This window comes from Acinetobacter sp. 18QD2AZ41W (assembly GCF_009829025.1).
GTDB lineage: Bacteria > Pseudomonadota > Gammaproteobacteria > Pseudomonadales > Moraxellaceae > Acinetobacter > Acinetobacter pseudolwoffii.
Genome location: NZ_WURP01000008.1, coordinates 73,164 through 90,507, shown reverse-complemented (window position 1 = coordinate 90,507; position 17,344 = coordinate 73,164). Strand labels below are relative to the sequence as shown.

At 45.5% G+C, this 17,344-nt stretch carries 15 protein-coding genes and 1 pseudogene; 6 read left to right on the top strand and 10 right to left on the bottom strand.

Features of this window, described 5'->3' with window-relative positions:
• Positions 1–39: 39 nt before the first annotated feature.
• From fabG to GVV58_RS11700, 4 genes are all read right to left on the bottom strand, one after another.
• Positions 40–774 (bottom strand): 3-oxoacyl-ACP reductase FabG, encoded by a 735-nt coding sequence (gene fabG, locus GVV58_RS11715; RefSeq protein ID WP_005095990.1) that lies wholly within the window; start codon positions 772–774, stop codon positions 40–42.
• Positions 771–1,757: an ACP S-malonyltransferase gene (gene fabD, locus GVV58_RS11710; RefSeq protein WP_005095987.1), complete on the bottom strand. Its 987-nt coding sequence runs from the start codon at positions 1,755–1,757 to the stop codon at positions 771–773. Before fabD ends, fabG begins: the two co-directional genes overlap by 4 nt.
• Before the next feature lie 222 nt (positions 1,758–1,979).
• Entirely contained in the window at positions 1,980–2,162 is a 183-nt protein-coding gene (gene rpmF, locus GVV58_RS11705; protein ID WP_004279227.1) for a 50S ribosomal protein L32, read from the bottom strand.
• A gap of 77 nt (positions 2,163–2,239) precedes the next feature.
• A complete protein-coding gene (locus GVV58_RS11700; RefSeq protein ID WP_005095985.1) occupies positions 2,240–2,797 on the bottom strand; it encodes a YceD family protein in 558 nt (185 codons plus the stop codon).
• A 97-nt stretch (positions 2,798–2,894) separates the two neighbouring features.
• Here GVV58_RS11700 and GVV58_RS11695 point away from each other — a divergent pair, with 97 nt between their 5' ends.
• The 6 genes and pseudogenes from GVV58_RS11695 to rluB all read left to right on the top strand — a co-directional run.
• The gene (locus GVV58_RS11695; protein WP_159516629.1) at positions 2,895–3,557 is read left to right on the top strand and encodes an elongation factor P hydroxylase; all 663 of its coding nucleotides are present in this window, start codon (positions 2,895–2,897) and stop codon (positions 3,555–3,557) included.
• 87 nt (positions 3,558–3,644) lie between these two features.
• A complete protein-coding gene (locus GVV58_RS11690; protein ID WP_005095982.1) occupies positions 3,645–4,262 on the top strand; it encodes an L-threonylcarbamoyladenylate synthase in 618 nt (205 codons plus the stop codon).
• Between the two features lie 41 nt (positions 4,263–4,303).
• The gene (locus tag GVV58_RS11685; protein WP_005095980.1) at positions 4,304–4,588 is read left to right on the top strand and encodes a hypothetical protein; all 285 of its coding nucleotides are present in this window, start codon (positions 4,304–4,306) and stop codon (positions 4,586–4,588) included.
• 310 nt (positions 4,589–4,898) lie between these two features.
• Positions 4,899–5,693, top strand: coding sequence for a segregation/condensation protein A (locus GVV58_RS11680; RefSeq protein WP_159516623.1), 795 nt, complete (start codon positions 4,899–4,901; stop codon positions 5,691–5,693).
• Complete coding sequence (gene scpB / locus GVV58_RS11675) at positions 5,690–6,280, top strand: SMC-Scp complex subunit ScpB (RefSeq protein WP_159516622.1); 591 nt, start codon at positions 5,690–5,692, stop codon at positions 6,278–6,280. The genes GVV58_RS11680 and scpB overlap by 4 nt, the downstream gene beginning before the upstream one ends.
• A gap of 41 nt (positions 6,281–6,321) precedes the next feature.
• A pseudogene (gene rluB / locus GVV58_RS11670) lies at positions 6,322–7,212 on the top strand (23S rRNA pseudouridine(2605) synthase RluB); the annotation flags it as partial.
• Between the two features lie 255 nt (positions 7,213–7,467).
• Here rluB and GVV58_RS11665 read toward each other — a convergent pair.
• Genes GVV58_RS11665 through GVV58_RS11640 form a run of 6 tightly spaced genes read right to left on the bottom strand, consistent with a single transcriptional unit; the run spans position 7,468 to position 16,936 of the window.
• Entirely contained in the window at positions 7,468–9,204 is a 1,737-nt protein-coding gene (locus GVV58_RS11665; RefSeq protein ID WP_005172396.1) for an ABC transporter ATP-binding protein, read from the bottom strand.
• Positions 9,205–9,214: 10 nt separating this feature from the next.
• The gene (locus GVV58_RS11660; protein WP_005172399.1) at positions 9,215–10,366 is read right to left on the bottom strand and encodes an ABC transporter permease; all 1,152 of its coding nucleotides are present in this window, start codon (positions 10,364–10,366) and stop codon (positions 9,215–9,217) included.
• 7 nt (positions 10,367–10,373) lie between these two features.
• The gene (locus GVV58_RS11655; protein ID WP_005172401.1) at positions 10,374–11,312 is read right to left on the bottom strand and encodes an ABC transporter permease; all 939 of its coding nucleotides are present in this window, start codon (positions 11,310–11,312) and stop codon (positions 10,374–10,376) included.
• Between the two features lie 12 nt (positions 11,313–11,324).
• Positions 11,325–13,331: a M3 family metallopeptidase gene (locus tag GVV58_RS11650; RefSeq protein ID WP_100534700.1), complete on the bottom strand. Its 2,007-nt coding sequence runs from the start codon at positions 13,329–13,331 to the stop codon at positions 11,325–11,327.
• 19 nt (positions 13,332–13,350) lie between these two features.
• Complete coding sequence (locus GVV58_RS11645) at positions 13,351–15,156, bottom strand: ABC transporter substrate-binding protein (protein ID WP_100534764.1); 1,806 nt, start codon at positions 15,154–15,156, stop codon at positions 13,351–13,353.
• A gap of 22 nt (positions 15,157–15,178) precedes the next feature.
• A complete protein-coding gene (locus GVV58_RS11640) occupies positions 15,179–16,936 on the bottom strand; it encodes an ABC transporter substrate-binding protein (protein WP_159516621.1) in 1,758 nt (585 codons plus the stop codon).
• Positions 16,937–17,344: the final 408 nt, after the last annotated feature.

The window sequence follows — 17,344 nt, the reverse complement described above, 5'->3', positions numbered from 1 at the left end:
TAATTGAATCTAAAAAATTTGGAAAGTTTATACTTGAGCTTAGCTCATGTATAAGCCCCCATTTACATGCATAACTGTACCAGTAATGTAACTGGCTTTGTCTGAAGCCAGGAAACTTACAGCATTTGCGATATCTTGTGGGTTACCCAAACGGTTTAACGCCACTTGCTCAGTCATTTTTTTACGAATTTCTTCGCTTAACTGTTCCGTCATTTCAGTTGCAATAAAGCCTGGTGCGACCGAGTTAACCGTAATCTGACGGCTACCCATTTCTTTGGCCAAACTACGACTGAAGGCTTCAATTCCGGCTTTGGCAGCAGAATAGTTGGCCTGCCCCGGGTTGGCAAAGTGTGCCACCACAGAGCTGATGTTGATGATGCGTCCGAAACGTGCCTTGGTCATGCCTTTCAGCACACGTTTAGACAGACGGTAAACGGCTTTCAGGTGAATATTTAAAATATCATCCCAGTCATCTTCAGACATGCGAAGCAATAAGTTGTCTTTGGTAATACCGGCATTATTAACCAACGCCAGCACTGGACCATAGTTCTGTTCGATCTCCGTCACCAGTGCATCAATCGCAGCACCATCACGTACATCTAAAACTTTGCCCGCACCATTTTCAGCAAACTGTGCAGATAATTTTTCAGCGCCCGCTTCAGAGGTCGCAGTACCCACGACAAAATAACCATCCTGAATCAACTGTTGTGCGATCGCAGCACCAATACCACGACTTGCACCTGTTACCAAGGCAACTTTCGGTTCCTGTGTCATGCAATTTTCCCTTCTGCCGTCAATACGGTGTTCAATGCATCTTCCAGACGAGATTTGCTATCCAGTGGAAGTGCTTTTTCGATATTCGGTAGGCGTTTCGCCAAGTTACTCAATACATTGCCCGGACCACATTCAACGATGTACTGAATGCCTTCATCTTGAAGGAATTGCAGGGTTTTGGTCCATTGTACTGATTCATAAAGTTGCGCTGTTAAAGCCTGACGCAATGCAGGGACATCAGCCGCAGCTTCAGCGCCTACATTTTGTAATACAGGAATGCATGGCAGCTCAATGGCGGTTTGTTCCAATGCAGGCGCAAACTGTTCTGCCGCAGGTTTCATCAGTGAACAATGCGATGGAACCGATACCGGCAATGCAATCGCCTTAGCGCTATTTTCTTTGGCCAGTGCCATCACTGCTTCAACGCGATCTTTATTGCCTGCAACCACAACCTGCCCTTGGGCATTGTAGTTTGCCGCTTCAACAGAACCTTCACCTGCTGCAGTTGCCTGTGCACACAGCTCAATCACTTTGGCATCATCCAGACCTAAAATAGCAGCCATTGCACCGACACCCTGAGGTACAGCCGTCTGCATCAGTTTACCGCGCAGGTTGACCAGTTTGACTGCATCACCCAGGCTTAGGCTACCCGCTGCCACCAGCGCGCTGTACTCACCCAGTGAATGGCCTGCCAGATATTTCGGTGCCACACCACCAGATTCCAGCCACACGCGCCACAAGGCAATACTTGCAGTCAGCAATACCGGCTGGGTAAATTCAGTTTGATTTAAGTTTTCGCCAGTTTGCGCAATCTGCCACAAATCGAAGCCGACAGCTTCAGAGGCTTCTGCAAATGTCTCGCGAATAGCAGAAAACTGCTCTGCAAGTTCAGCCAGCATGCCGGCTTTTTGTGAGCCTTGACCTGGAAATACAAATGCAGTTTTCGTTGCTTGTGCTGCTTGTTCGAGTTGTGTCGCAGACATAATAAAATCCTTTCATTCAAGAGGTGTCATCTTCAGTTGTAGCAAGAAGACTGGCCAATAAAGCCACCTAAATCATTGTGGAGCGCAATTTAGCATGTAATTTTGCTGGCGGTAATTGCCAAATACAACAAAAAACCGATGCAAGCAAAAATCAAGGACAAAAAAAAGGGAGCTAAATGCTCCCATTTTTTCTACTAAGCTTGACGCTTAATACATCATCAATTATTCAGCAGATGCTTTAGCGAATAATTGACGACCACGGTAGATACCATCTTTAGATACGTGGTGACGACGGTGAGTCTCGCCAGTAGCTTGGTCTACAGTTAATGCATTCTCGGTTAAAGCGTCATGTGAACGGCGCATGTCACGGCGAGAGCGACTTTTACGGTTTTGCTGAACGGCCATGATGGCTCCTTACAAAGATCGAAAAAATGGATCAGAACAAATTCGATTGTCTTATACACAAGAGTATAACACAAAAATTAGTTAAGTTTACCCTTCAGAGCTGCCAAAACATCAAACGGATTATCTCGTTTTTCTTCGACAACTTCTTCTATGGCAGGCTGATGCTTATGTTCGCAAAACTCATGTTTAGGCGACAACGGCATCAACAATAACAGTTCATCTTCTATCAGCGCGAGCAAATCAGCGGTCGCAGGTGCATCATAGTCACCTTTGGTCGTTGCTTCACTTTCACCTAGGACGATGAAATCAGCATCCTCATCCAAGCGCTCTATCAGTGACTCATCATCCACAAGTGCCAAATGGAACGATGAAACCAGTTCAATCTCTACAGTTTCCAGACAACGCTGGCATTCCATAGGAACTTTTGTTTCAACGTGACCATCTAGCCATGCAATACGATGATAGGCATCCATTGATAGCTTACAGTCTATGTTAATCAATTGATCATCAATTGATCCAACAGCTTCACGAGCGATACGAACAAAGCGGGATAAAGGCAGTTGACCTGACCATTTAAAGCCCTGTTCAGCCCATTTAAACGGCTCAATCTGTGCCGGAAAGGTATTTGCTGACATAATTAAGGCGGCAATTCTACAAATTCATCAGTACTCTGTCAAAGATTAAGATACAATTTTGTACTTATTTCGACAGACCATTTGGGTAACTCAAGTCATGCATCTGTTGCAGCCGCAAACAGAAGTGAATGTTTCATCACTCGTTAGCACAATTCCAAGCCTTGATTCTGACAGTTCAACACAACAAGTGCAACTCTCACCATGGACGAATTTATCGTCAGAAGCGCAGCAGGTGGACTGGCTCATCTTACACTTTAATCACTGGTTTTCCCATTTAAATGTGACTTTAGTCCGTGGCGAATTTGAACCTGAATATTTTCCTGCCGATGCCGATACTGCTGCCCGGATTCAGTTTGCACATGGATTCTTTAATAGTGCCTTGCATGAAATCAGCCATTGGACAATTGCCGGGGATAAACGCCGGGAACTTCCGGATCTTGGCTACTGGTATGCCCCGGATGGGCGTACAGCCGAGCAACAAGCGCTGTTTGAACAGGTAGAAATTAAACCGCAGGCAATCGAGTGGATGTTTGCCCAGGCCTTTGGGCGTAAATTCCGGGTATCGCTGGATAACCTGACTGGTGACGGTGGTGACGGAACCCGCTTTAAAGATCATGTCTATGCACAAGTGCAGGCTTATTTTCGTGGTGAGGCAAAATTGCCACGGGATGCACAACGCTTTATTCAATGTATCTGTGCCTGTAGCAGAGGTGGCAAAAGTTTACAATCTGATGAATTTATACGTGAAATGCTTGATTAAATTACACAAATCTACCTTTTTGGTGATTGCCAGACGCTGCCTGAGCGCCACATAATAAGCCATCAGCCCAAGCTTGGAGTAGCCTCTATGCTGCATTTACGCGTACACCCCGATAACCCGCAACCGCGCTTAATCAGTCAGGCGGTAGAACGAATCCGTGCTGGCGATGTGGTGGTCTATCCCACGGATGCTGCCTATGCGATTGGTTGCCAGATTGGGAATAAAAGTGCCATGGAACGCATTGCGCAGATTCGCGGACTTGGCCCAAAACATCAATATGCAATTTTGTGCTGTGATTTATCCGATATTGCCACCTATGCCAAAGTGGACAATGCCATGTATCGCTTACTCAAAAACAATACACCAGCAGTCACCACTTTTATTTTACCGGCCACCAGTGAAGTGCCGAAACGCTTGATGCATCCCAAAAAGAAAACCATTGGCCTGCGCATTCCGAGCAATCCGGTGTGTCAGATGCTGCTCAAAGAACTGGGTGAGCCTCTCTTGACCTCTACCCTGATTTTGCCGGACCAGACCGATCCGCTGGATGATCCTTTTGAGATTGAAATGCAATTGGGCAAACGCATTGATGTGTTTATCGATAGCGGTTTAGGTACATTAAGCACCACCTCGATTATTGATTTATCTGGTGATCATCCAGAAATTATTCGTCGTGGCGTGGGTGATGTCAGCGCATTTGAATAAAGAATGCCATCTTATTTCCAGCCGACTGCAGGAGTCAGTCTATGGATTTATTTTATATCCTGCTGAATCAGCATGAATTCTCTGCCCAATATTGTATCTATGCAGAACTGCCTTGGACACTTCAATCCAGGGCCATCATGATCGAAGCATATCCTTCGCCCAGTCCCACTCTAAACATTGATGCTACTGAATATCAGTTTTTCATGAATTTGGCTTTGCTTCGACAGCTATTACAGATCTATTCAAGCCAGAACCTATGCCTGGCAGAGACTTGCCAACGTATGATTGAGTTTGCACTGAGTGAATATCCTTCCTCACCGCGCTGAAGTTCTTAGCACTCAGATAGGTATTAATCATATCGCAGGATACTAAAACATGGATATGGTCATAGCTTCCACCCGTAACACATTGACTCTTTGCCCCGCTTATCTGGCTGTTTTTTTGGGGCCTTCTTTTAAATTGCAAATAAATTCCATTATTTTTTCAAGTTTTTATGCCTTTGACTCCTTATTTAATTTATTTAGAGTTACTTTTCCAGTACAATGACGGCACTTAATTCTATGCTTTTTCTTTCGATGAGATACCGAAGATCAAGCCTTTGCATGCCTTTGAAAATTCGCGTGGCCTATAATTGTAATGACTCAAATTATCCATAACACAATGGAATCTGCTCCGCACATTCGGGTTCTGGATGAATGGCAGGATACTATTCCAGAGGATCTGTATATTCCTCCCGCCGCATTTGAAATCTTGTTAGAACATTTTGAAGGCCCACTCGACTTTTTAATTTACCTGATTCAAAAAAACGGTTTTGACCTGTTGCAAGTCGATATCGCGCCGATTGCAGCGCAATATTTATCCTATATGGATGCAATGAAATCCCTGAATATTGAGCTGACCGCAGATTATATGGTGATGGCTGCTTTATTGGCAGATCTCAAATCGCGTCTGTTATTGCCTAAACCGAAAAGCCTGTCTGCGATTGAGCAAGATCCAAAACAAGAACTGATCGACCGTTTAGAAAATTATTTAAGAATTAAACAGGCAGCAGAACGTCTGGGGCAAATGCCTATTCTGGAACGTGATACATTCCTGACCCATGTCAGTCTGGGCGACGTTCAGCAGAATAATGAAGGCTATTCAATCGATTTACTGCGTGATGCCTTGTTGTGTGTTTTTAACCGTCCTGAACCGGTGATTCATCAGGTGCAACAGGAACCGGTACTGCTCGAAGAACGGATTGCCTATATTGAAAGCTGTCTGGAATCTGGCGAAGTCTTATCTTTTGCCGATTTACTCAAACCGAGTCAGGGACGCATGGGCATGGTGGTGACCTTTATGGCAGTGCTGGAGCTGACCCGGCAACAAAGAATTCAGATTATTGCTACAGGTATTGAAGCCCCGCTCGCAGTTCAAGGAGCCAGTCAATGACACTAGAGCCAAATACGCTGTTTTCTGCAGAAGATAATCTGCATGAGGTGTTGATGCAGCTTGAGGCGATTATTTTCGCCAGCGACTCTGCGGTTTCACTGGCGCGTCTGAAAGAGGCTTTTCAGGATCGCTATAGCAAACAGGAATTACGTCAGTATTTACAACAACTTTCCATGTTAATGCATGGCCGTTCGATTGAACTGATTGAAACAGCACAAGGTTATCGTTTTCAAGTGCGTGCAAAATATCGTAATATTATTGCACAGACCTGGCCTGAGCGACCAACTCGCTTGTCGCCGGCCTTACTTGAAACACTTGCAGTGATTGCTTATCACCAGCCGGTGACCCGAGCCGATATTGAACAAATTCGTGGTGTGACGAATAACAGTCAGATTTTGCGTACGCTGTTTGACTGGAACTGGATTAAAGAATCCGGATTTCGTGAACTCCCTGGAAGACCTGCGTTGTTAATGACAACGCCACAATTTTTAAATGCGTTTGGCTTGAATTCTTTAGGCCAATTGCCTCCCCTGCAGGATGCCAAGGAAGCTTTTATGGCCCTCGATGCAAATGCACCGAAGTCATAAATAGGTGAACTGTTGATAATTATTTCTAAGGTTATGCTGTCATGAGTGAAAAATTGCAAAAGGTGCTTGCACGCGTTGGTTTGGGTTCTCGCCGTTATATGGAAGAAGTCATTGCCGCAGGTCGTGTAAGCGTCAATGGGCAAATTGCCCAAGTGGGTGAACGAATCGAACCAGGTGATGAGCTTCGCATCGATGGTCGTAAAGTTGCATTTCAGATTGAAGACGAAATTCGTCGTCGTGTGATTATCTATTATAAGCCTGAAGGCGAGATCTGCTCACGTAGCGATCCTGAAAACCGCCCGACCGTGTTTGAACAGTTACCTGCGATTCCGGGCGATCGCTGGGTGATGGTCGGCCGTCTGGATATTAACTCGACCGGTCTGTTACTGTTCACCAATGATGGCGAACTTGCCAACCGCTTGATGCATCCATCCAATGAAATCGAACGTGAATACGCAGTTCGTGTCATGGGTGAAGTGACACCACAAATCAAAAACACCATGCTTAAAGGCGTGGTATTAGATGACGGCCCAGCAAAATTCGAATCGTTCTCTGAACTCGGCGGTGATGGTATTAACCGTTGGTTCCAGGTCGTAGTAAAAGAAGGGCGTAACCGTGAAGTACGTCGTATCTTCGAATCACAAGGTCTGAAAGTGAGCCGTCTGCTGCGTACCCGCTACGGTACTGTGATTCTGCCACGCGAACTGCGTACCGGTCGCTGGATTGAACTGGATAAAAACGATATCGACAACCTGACCAAAGCTGTGGAACTAAAACCACGTCAAGGTACAGGCCTGTTTGGTATGGCGAAACGTCGTAACGAGCGTATGCAGGATAAACCGATGGCTGCACGCCGTGGCGGTTTCTTGCGTCAGCAACGTCGTGACAGTGATGAACAACAACCACAGAATAACCCTGGCCGCGAGCGTCGTGATGACAATGCTTATGGTCGTCGTGACAGAAATGAAAACCAAAATGGTACGCAGTTCGTTCGTCGTGACAACCGTGATGGCAATACTCAATTTCCTCGCCGCGAAACTCGTCCAGATCAAGCTTTTGGTCGCCGTGAAGAGCGTGATGAAAATGCGCCACGTCGTCCATACGGTGTCAATAAAGGCTTTAAAAAGTTTTAATTGATATAAACAAAAAAAGTCAGGCAAATGCCTGACTTTTTTATGCATTATGTATCAGGCGCTTTGTGGAATCCCCTGCGGAATGGCACTGAGTAAACGCTTGGTATATTCATGTTGTGGTGACTGATACAATTCATCTGAATTGGCAATTTCCACCAGTTCCCCATGATTCATCACCATGATCTGATCTGAAATATACTTCACCACCGATAAATCATGTGAAATGAAAATATAACTGAGTCCAAATTCATCCTGCAAATCTTGCAGTAAATTCAAGACCTGTGCCTGTACCGATACATCCAGCGCCGAGACGGACTCATCACAGATTAAAATCTCAGGCTTCAAAGTCAGGCAACGCGCGATCGCAATTCGCTGGCGCTGACCACCGGAAAATTCATGTGGATAGCGATAAAAAGCCTGGGCAGGCAAACTGACCCGCTCCAGCAGGTCCAAAGCCATTTGCTTGCGTTCTGCATCATCCTGACCAATTTTATGAATCTGCATTGGCTCCATCAGGATTTGCCCCACGGTAAAACGCGGATTTAAAGAGGCATAAGGATTCTGGAAAATGATCTGGATTTTACGTTGATACTGGTTAAATTCCTTTTCAGACATGGCCAAAATGTCCCGCCCCTGAAACAGCACTTTACCGCCTGTTGCCTGTTGCAAACGCATCAACAACAAGCCAATGGTGGTTTTGCCCGAACCTGATTCTCCGACCAGCCCCAAGGTTTTACCTTTGGCCAGCTGAAAAGAAACCCCTTTCACCGCCTGAAATTCATCTTTGCCAAACAGACCTTTGCGGCTATAAAAAGATTTTTGCAGATCACGTACATCCAGAATAATTTCTTCTCCGCCCTTGAGTCCGCGTGAGCGTTGCGGAAGTTGAGTATTCAGGTGGATATCGTCCAGCCAGGTTGAACCATCCTGTTTCATAAAATCACTGATCATCGGCAAACGTAACGGACGTTGCGACAATTGTGGACGGCAATGCAATAAAGCCCGGGTATACATATCCTGAGGTCGATCCAGTACGTCCTGAACCAAACCCTGTTCACGAATTTCACCATGTCGCATCACAATCACCTGATCGGCAATTTCCCCCACCAAAGCCAGATCATGAGTAATGAACAGCATCGACATCTGACGGCGCTGACGCAGAGATTCCAGCAAGTCCAGAATCTGCTTTTGAATGGTGACATCCAGGGCAGTGGTCGGTTCATCCGCAATTAACAGCTTGGGTTCACAGGCAATGGCCATGGCAATCATGACCCGCTGCTGCTGCCCCCCCGAAAGCTGTCCCGGATAGGCATCGATTTTAGTTTCAGGTGCAGGAATACCCACTTCTTTGAGCAGTTCTAAAGTACGTTGCCGCGCCTGTTTTTTATTCATACCCAAATGGAGTTGCAGGATTTCTGCAATCTGCATGCCTACCGTAAATACCGGATTGAGCGAGGACATCGGCTCCTGAAAAATCATGGCAATGTCTTTACCACACATCTGGCGCATGTCACGGGTTTTGAGCTTAAGCAGATTTTTCCCTTCAAAGATAATCCGGCTGTCTTCGGAAATACGCGCGCTTTCCGTCGGGAGCAAGCCCATGGTCGCCAGTGAAGTAACCGACTTGCCACTTCCCGATTCTCCCACCAATGCCACCGTAGTATTGGCCGGAATTTCAAAAGAAACCCCTTTTACGGTTTCGATATATTGTTTATTTTCACCTTTAAAACTGACACGCAAATTTTCCACGCGAAGTAACGCAGGTGCTGTACTTGGATTGATTTCAGACATGGTTGCGCTCCTATTTCAGTTTCGGATCTAATGCATCACGGAGTGCATCAGTAAACATCGAGAAAGCCGTCACCAGTATTGCCATGGCAATCGAGGCTGCGGCCAGTTGCCACCATTTCCCTAAAATCAGCTCGCTTTGCGCTTCATTCAGCATGCTTCCCCAAGACACTACTCCGATTGGCACGCCAAAACCGAGGAAGCTGAGAATCACTTCAGATTTGATAAAAGCCACCACCAGAATGGACATTTGTACCAAGGCAATATGACTGACATTCGGAAAAATATGTACAAACATACGCCGTAAATTACTCACCCCAATCGCCTTGGCAGCCAGTACATATTCACGCGCCGTATGTTTCATGTACTCGGCACGAACCAGACGAAAAACCCCAGTCCAGCCGGTCAGACCTAAAATCAGGATGATTGATAAAATCCCTTTCTGTTGTAACACCGCAGCAATTGCCAGAACCAGCAGTAAATAAGGAATTGAAGTAAAGACATTATAAAACCAGTTAAGGAGATCATCGACCCAGCCACCAAAATAACCGGCAAGTGCACCAAGTACGGTGCCAATGATCACAGCGACCAAAGCCGCAACCAGTCCGACCAGAATCGAGGTTTCCGCACCTTTAATGGTTTTCTGTAAAACATCCTGTCCCCATTTATCCGCACCAAAGATCAGACTCTGTTTTAATTCGCTGTCCTGATCCATCAGCTGACCACCGAGCTGCTGGTTAATGACGTGCATGTCTTCTGCCAGCGGATCTGTTACACCATAATAATCGATGCTGCCCCCCATACTTTGCTCTGCAGCAATTTCAGCATTGAGTTCTGCAATCACCTCTTTTAAAGGATCGACTGGATTGACCGGTAAAACGACCGATTCTGCTTCCTGTTCTTCACCGGAAACAGCCGGCACCGGCGCTGCACTGATAAAACTTGGCGGTGCATAACTGACCGCCACTTCTTTATTCCAGTCCTTGGCAATAAAACCGCTCATGGAAAGCAAAAGTAGCAGCAGATAAAACAGCACCACCAATAAGGAGAACATGGCAATCCGGTCACGTTTCAAACGGCGCATGGCCAGTTGCCATAATCCTGTCGAAGTAGACTCAGGCACGGCTTGAGCGTGTTGCTCTTTTTTAAATATCGCACTCAGCATAATTCACCTACTTCAACTGTACGCGTGGATCGACCCATTTATAGATCAGATCGGCAATCAGGTTGAATATCATGGTCGCAGCGGCAACATAGACCGTAATCGCTTTAATCACCGGGAAATCCGAACGCTCTACGGCAATAATCACTTCACGACCAATCCCCGGAATACCGAAAAAACGCTCAATCAGGAAAGCACCGATCAGCAGTGCTGGAAGCCCCGCCATCACATCGGTAATAATCGGAATCGAGGCATTGCGTAGCACATGCACGCCCAGAATCCGGCTCTCGCCCAGACCTTTGGCCCGTGCAGTACGCACATAGTCCTGATTGACTTCATCCAGTACGAAACTGCGGTACAGACGTAAGGTCGGGGCAATACTCACCACCAGCATAATCAGTACAGGCAACAAGGCGTATTTGAAAAGATTGTCAGCGAAATTATCACTCCAGCCCTGCACCGGAAACCAGCTCAGCTCATAAGCGAGGAAGTACTGAAACACAATGATATAGACAAGAATACTGATCGACATACCGATGGTACACAGCATCATGATCATGCGATCGGTCAGACTGCCGCGAACTGACGCCACACCCAAGGCTAAAATGATGGAAATAATGGTTTGCAAAATGGTCAGTGGAATCAGAATGGTCAGTGAGGGTCCCAGACGCGTACTAATAATTTGCGCCACCGACTCGCCGGTACTCCAGCTCACCCCATAATCGAAGGTTAAAATCTGCTTGATGAAAATCCACAGTTGCACATAATACGGTTGATCCACGCCAAGCTGTTGCCGGATGTTTTCAATCTGTTCTGCATTGGCCATTTTACCGGCGAGGATATAGGCAGGATCGCCCCCCACCCAGTTAAACAGCAGGAAGATCAGCAAAATCACCCCGAGCATGGTGGGGATCATTTGCCAGAGCCGTCGAATAATATATGCCAGCATCGCTTGCCTTCCTTAATTTTTTCCAGAGATTTCATTAAAGAAAGCTTTGCTGTCTGGATCACGACCCAGAAAGTCTTTCACCATCTGCTCGCCATGTTTTTGTCCGCCTTGCGCCAAGACCGTATTGCGATAATGCGCACCGACTTTTTTATCCATCAACTGATCGCCAAAGGCAGAGAGCATATCTAGCGCAATCACCTCGGACCACATATAGCTGTAATAACCTGCCTGATAGCCGCCCATCACATGCCCGAACTGTCCCGGGAACTGCTGACCGGGTACATAACCCAAGGCAGTTTTGCTTTCCATCTCTTGCCATAATTTTAATGGGTCGGTCTTGAGGGCATCTTTACTGTGTAAGGCCATATCGTACTGCGCATATAAAGTCTGACGCGCATAATGCAGACCGCGACCATAGTTTTTTACGTCTTTGAGACGCTCAGTCATGGCAGCATCGACACGTGGACAAGCCGGTTCACAATAATCGGCCACTTTTGATAAGGTTTCCAGACGGCGTGCCCACTCTTCATACATCTGTGAAGGTGCTTCCACCAAGTCACGCTCTACCGATGTACCAGACTGTTCGGAATAGCGGGTTTTCGATAAAATCCCGTGTAAGGCATGCCCCATTTCATGCACAAAGGTTTCCAGCTCGTTGCTGTTCAAACCTTTGCGGTTGAAGTTGGTGACCAGTACCGACACCGGACGACGCTGATTCAGGGTACTGCCACCATAGGCGCCCCAGACGGCCGCGTGTCCATATTTACCTTCACGCGGGTATTTATCGACATATAATCCGCCCAAGAATTCACCTGAGGCAGTGTCATGTACCGCATAATATTCCACTTCATTGTGCCAGGCCTTGACTTTCATCGGCCTGAAATCAATCCCGTACAGTTCTGATGACACAGCAAATAACCATTTTTGTGCCGCTTCGGTCGGGAAGTAATCGCGCAGTTTTTCCTGATCGACCTTATATTTGGCCTGACGCAGTTTTTCACTCCAATAGCCCTGATTCCAGCGAGTAATATCTGCTTTCTCTCGTGGAACTTTTAAGGTCTCGGCTTTGAACTGGCGTAACTCCTCTACATCTTGCTTCTCTAAAGGTGCGACTTTGCTATATACATCCTCTAGAAAAGAATTCACCGCTTCAGGGGTTTTTGCCATACGAAATTCAAGGGCTGAATGTGCATAGCTTTCTTTATCAAAAAGTTGGGCCATCTCATAACGCAGATCAATGGCTTTTTTCATAAATTGCAGGTTTTGCTCTGTCCCACGGCGGGTATAAGCCATCTGATAACGTTTACGCGCTTCATCACTTTCTGCCAGCTCCATGAATGGCTGGTATTCCGGATAATCAAAGCCAAGCAGATAATTGCCTTTTTCATTTTTCTTTAACCCCGCCATATAGCTGGCTGGCAGACCTTTCATTTCTGCTGGGGTAAATTCGACTTTATGCGGATTATCACGTACATTTTTGGCGAAATCCTGAGACAGCTTGGTCGATTCTTCGATGATATCTTTCAGGCGCTTTTGTTTTTCTGCACTGAGTTGTACCCCTGTTTTTTCAAACTGCTCCAGAATATCTTGCAAGAATTTTTGATCAATCGGATCGCTGGCCTTCAGTTTCTTGAACTGGGCATACAGTTTCGGATTCTGGTACAGCGTGGTCTGGTACTTGCTGATTTTTAGCTCACAGTCATCTGCTGCCTGACGCAATGCAGGGTCTGGATCGACATTACTATACAATCCGACTGCTGCACCAAAATCCCGGGCTTTGGCATGTAATTCATCCCATTCAGCCAGATAAGGCCCTGCCTTGGCCTTATTTTTAATTTTCTGATTTTCAAATATCTGAATATCTTTTTGCATGCTGGCCAGATTGGCATCACATAAAGATGGAATCTCTGCTGCCTTAAATAATGGCAGCAGCTGCGCTTGAGTCTGTGCCGCTACCCCCTGATATCCCCCCATTATGACTAAACATAAGCTACTTAATTTTAAAGACTTCGATTTCATATTTATCTCCAGATTTTTCTTACTTTTTGCTATCAATATCGATGTACATCCACTCTGAAGACAGAATCGGATGGTTTTTATAACCAATGACCCGGGGTTGCGACAAGACATTACGATAGGTGCTATATAGCATCAGTACCGGCATATTCACTTCCAGAATCCGGGACATTTTGCGATAGATTGCATCACGTTCAGGACTGGCTGGCATACTTTGGGTTTGCTCATACAGGCGGTCAAATTCAGGATGTTTGAAGCAGGCATTGTTGGTGACATTGACATTTTTGCCATAAAAAAGCTGCATAAAATTGTCGGCATCCGGATAGTCTGCAATCCATGCCGAGCTTTTAAACATGGTCTTACACTGTTTTTCCAGCTTGATCGCCTCGGCAAATGGCATGGCTTTACTGACCATCTTGATCTGAATATTGTCCAGGGCTTTTTTCCAGAATTCTGCCTGTTGCTGACCACGACTGGTATTACCGACAATCAGTTCAATCTCTAAAGGCTTACCATCGGGTTGTCTGCGCCAGCCATCGGCCCCGACTTTGTATTGATAACGGTCAAGCAGCATATTGGCCGCCTTGACCGAATAGGGAATACTGCTTTTATAATCCGGTGAATAACCAACCACCCCGGGTGGTACCGGCATCTGTAACTTATTGGCATCGCCCTTGAGCAAGACACTGATCATATTGTCGGTAGAGTAAGCCATGGCCATGGCACGACGTAGCGCAATTTTTTCCTTGCTGAACCCACCAACCACAGGATTCTGCATATTCCAGTAATGGTAGCCAATCAGCGGATCGGTAATCCTAGATAACTGAACCCCTTTTTGTTTTAAGGAAGGTTTGAGTAGCCCATTTTCAAGCGCCTGAACCACCATGTCGCCGTCGATTTCAGTCATGTCCAGTTCATTTTTATTAAAGGCCAACCAGCGTGACTGGGCTTCTTCAATGACCCGGATATCAATCGTACCAATTTGCGGCATTTTTTTGCCTTGCAATGCATCCACAATAGGCTGGTCTTCGCTGCTACTGGCTTTAAAATTCCAGACAAAACTCCGGTAGTTCGGACTGGCTTTTAAAATAATGCGTGAACCCGGAGTCCAGCGTGACAATAAATAAGGGCCTGTACCGACTGGTTTGTCCATCGCAAAGCCTGCTTTATTACGGTACTTTTCAATAACTTCACGGGCAACTGCAGCTGCTGGGCCATGTGCCAGTAACATCGGAAAGTTTTGATCCGGTTGGGTCAGTTTCAGAATCAGGGTATAACGGTCTGGCGTTTGAATGCCTTCAAAGGGGTTTTCATAGACTTTGCCATTCTTTTTGCCTAAGGCGACCCATGCTTCCAGCCCTTTAATCCGGCCATCCAGCAACCAGCTATTTGGTGAATGCAAGTTGGGATCGATCAGACGTTTTAATGAATAGGCATAATCATAAGCCGTCAGTTCACGTTTCTGACCTTTAAAAACGGGATCATCGGCGAAGTAAATGCCTTTTTTGATTTTGATGGTATAAGTGAGACCATCTGCACTGACTTCTGGCATGGCAACCGCGGTATTAGGAATCAGCTTGGCTGGGGTTGCCAGATAGTCATAGCTAAACAGGTTTTCAAAAATCGCGCTATTAACCCGGGCTGAATAGGCATCGTGCGTTGCGGCGGGATCAAATCCGGTTTCTGCCACCGGAAAAACATCCCGAATCACCTTGTTAGGATCTGCAGGATTAATGGCCCATGCAGAAACGATCCCCGAGCAGAGCAAACTTCCCAGCAGAACACTACCCGTCAGTTGCTTGAATTGCTTTGATAAATTTCCCTTCATCATACTCTTCATCTAAATAGGTTTATTTTTTGACTGGTTCAATATCGAGATATTGCCAAACGGAGTTCATGATTGGATGTGCCTTAAAGCCTTGAACCTGAGGATGGATCAGCCAGTTACGCACCCGGGTATTGTGTAAAATCCAGGGATTATCGGCTTCGATTTGCCGGTTCATTTTTTCATAATAGGGCGTACGCTGATCTGGTGGCAGCTTCATGGCAGCCTGATACAGAGCATCATAGGCTTTTGAGGTATAGCAGCTCAGGTTGCCCTGCTGTGCATTTGGGCCATATAAGAGTTGAGCAAAATTTTCACCCTCCGGATAATCTGCAATCCAGGCACCGCCCCACAGCATATGTTTACATTGCGTGGCTTCTTTCAGGTTGTCGGCGAAATTGCTGATTTTAAATTCAATACGTAGACCAACTGCATCCAGATTTTTTTTCCATAATTCCGCTGCAATCACTGAAGAGCTGGAACTGGTCGAGTTCATTTTCAGTGTCAAAGGTTTGCCATCAGGCAAAGTCCGATAGCCATCTGCACCTTTTTTATAACCGAAACGGTCGAGCAGCTTGTTGGCCAAGAGCGGATTATAGGCAATACTATTTTTATAAGCTGGATTATGCCCATTCACGCCTTCGGGAATGGTCATTTCAGCTTTATCTGCATGTCCCTTATACAACTGTTTAATGGCTTCATTCTGGTTATAAGACAAGGCGATTGCTCGACGCAGAGCGATTTTTTCTAGTGAATTTCCACCGACCACAGGATCGCGCATATTCATGATGGTATAAGTGATTTCTGCGTCTTTATTTGGATAATGCAAAATGCCTTTTTGCTTGTATTCGTTTTTGAGCTGTTTATTGACCAGGGCCTGTTCGGCACCGCTTGCAGTGAGCCGGTCATAATCCAGTTGACCCGATTTCAGCGCCAACCAGCGCGATTGTTCTTCTTCAATAATACTGACCTTGACCATCCCAATTTGCGGCATTTTTTTGCCACTCATTTCTTTTACCAGACGTTGATCCCAGGCCGTATTTTCACCCTTAAAATTCCAGCTAAATCCCCGGTAATCTGGATTGGCCTTTAATTCAATCCGGCTACGCGGCACATATTTATGCAATTGATAGGGCCCTGTCCCGACTGGATGCTGACCTGCACGCGCGCCATAATGCTCAATGACTTCTCTAGCGGTACCGCTAAAAGTGACATAGGCCATGATATAAGGGAAATTAAAGTCGGAACGCGTAAGCGTGATTTGTAAGGTATGTTTGTCCAGTGCCTTAAGTCCTGCTATCGGCGCATTGTAATTAAATTGACCAGAACTTTTGGCCTGCTGGATGACAGCATCTGCGCCGAGAATTTTACCCTCGATAAACGAAAATGTCGGCGAATGATTTTTAGGATCCATGACCCGCTTCATGGAATAAATATAGTCCTCAGCAACCAGCTCACGCTTTTTACCCTTAAATGCCGGATCATCACTAAAATAGATGCCGGGTTTAATCTTGAAGGTATAGACCTTGCCATCCTGCTCGATCTTGGGCAAGGCTTCCGCAGTATTCGGAGTTAAAGTGGCTGGTCGCGCCAGATAGTCGTAACGTAATAAGGGTTCAAAAATTGCTTCAGCAATACTGCCACTATAAAAATTATAGGTCTTGACCATGTCGAAACCATCATCAGGCGCTTCAAATGCAATATTCAAAACTTTATCTGGTTGTGCAGGCGATTTTGCTGAAACCCCTTCTGCCGAGACCATTGCCAGTGCTAGAACTGTCATCCTTAAAATTACTGATTTCAAATTCATACCTATTTTTGTTGGTTTAAGTCATTAAAATGAGTAAGTTTTTTATACGCATTAATCACTTTTCATTTGCCTGATGTTTTTGTTATTGTTCAACATTCAGCCTCTATGATGAATTTAGTCTTTTAAAGCTAATTTCATGCCACCCTAAGTTTTAAGTAACAATTAAGTTCTTTGTATAGCAAAAAGTATATTTTTATTAATCATTTAAATTAATATTTATTTAAAATATTACTTAGATACAATTTGTAGTATTTATTGCATTAATCCTACAATGAGTTTCAAGTTGTTGCACAAAAATAAGTCACTCATGAGTCATTTTATAGCACATCTTATTTCAGCTATTAACAATCAGATCAAATAAATCCATATTTTTTAGTCATT

What these genes read in the sequence shown, in the direction of transcription:
- fabG (WP_005095990.1), bottom strand. Translation starts at nt 774, where the DNA reads ATGACACAGGAACCGAAAGTTGCCTTGGTAACAGGTGCAAGTCGTGGT.
- fabD (WP_005095987.1), bottom strand. Translation starts at nt 1,757, where the DNA reads ATGTCTGCGACACAACTCGAACAAGCAGCACAAGCAACGAAAACTGCA.
- rpmF (WP_004279227.1), bottom strand. Translation starts at nt 2,162, where the DNA reads ATGGCCGTTCAGCAAAACCGTAAAAGTCGCTCTCGCCGTGACATGCGC.
- GVV58_RS11700 (WP_005095985.1), bottom strand. Translation starts at nt 2,797, where the DNA reads ATGTCAGCAAATACCTTTCCGGCACAGATTGAGCCGTTTAAATGGGCT.
- GVV58_RS11695 (WP_159516629.1), top strand. Translation starts at nt 2,895, where the DNA reads ATGCATCTGTTGCAGCCGCAAACAGAAGTGAATGTTTCATCACTCGTT.
- GVV58_RS11690 (WP_005095982.1), top strand. Translation starts at nt 3,645, where the DNA reads ATGCTGCATTTACGCGTACACCCCGATAACCCGCAACCGCGCTTAATC.
- GVV58_RS11685 (WP_005095980.1), top strand. Translation starts at nt 4,304, where the DNA reads ATGGATTTATTTTATATCCTGCTGAATCAGCATGAATTCTCTGCCCAA.
- GVV58_RS11680 (WP_159516623.1), top strand. Translation starts at nt 4,899, where the DNA reads ATGACTCAAATTATCCATAACACAATGGAATCTGCTCCGCACATTCGG.
- scpB (WP_159516622.1), top strand. Translation starts at nt 5,690, where the DNA reads ATGACACTAGAGCCAAATACGCTGTTTTCTGCAGAAGATAATCTGCAT.
- GVV58_RS11665 (WP_005172396.1), bottom strand. Translation starts at nt 9,204, where the DNA reads ATGTCTGAAATCAATCCAAGTACAGCACCTGCGTTACTTCGCGTGGAA.
- GVV58_RS11660 (WP_005172399.1), bottom strand. Translation starts at nt 10,366, where the DNA reads ATGCTGAGTGCGATATTTAAAAAAGAGCAACACGCTCAAGCCGTGCCT.
- GVV58_RS11655 (WP_005172401.1), bottom strand. Translation starts at nt 11,312, where the DNA reads ATGCTGGCATATATTATTCGACGGCTCTGGCAAATGATCCCCACCATG.
- GVV58_RS11650 (WP_100534700.1), bottom strand. Translation starts at nt 13,331, where the DNA reads ATGAAATCGAAGTCTTTAAAATTAAGTAGCTTATGTTTAGTCATAATG.
- GVV58_RS11645 (WP_100534764.1), bottom strand. Translation starts at nt 15,156, where the DNA reads ATGAAGGGAAATTTATCAAAGCAATTCAAGCAACTGACGGGTAGTGTT.
- GVV58_RS11640 (WP_159516621.1), bottom strand. Translation starts at nt 16,936, where the DNA reads ATGACAGTTCTAGCACTGGCAATGGTCTCGGCAGAAGGGGTTTCAGCA.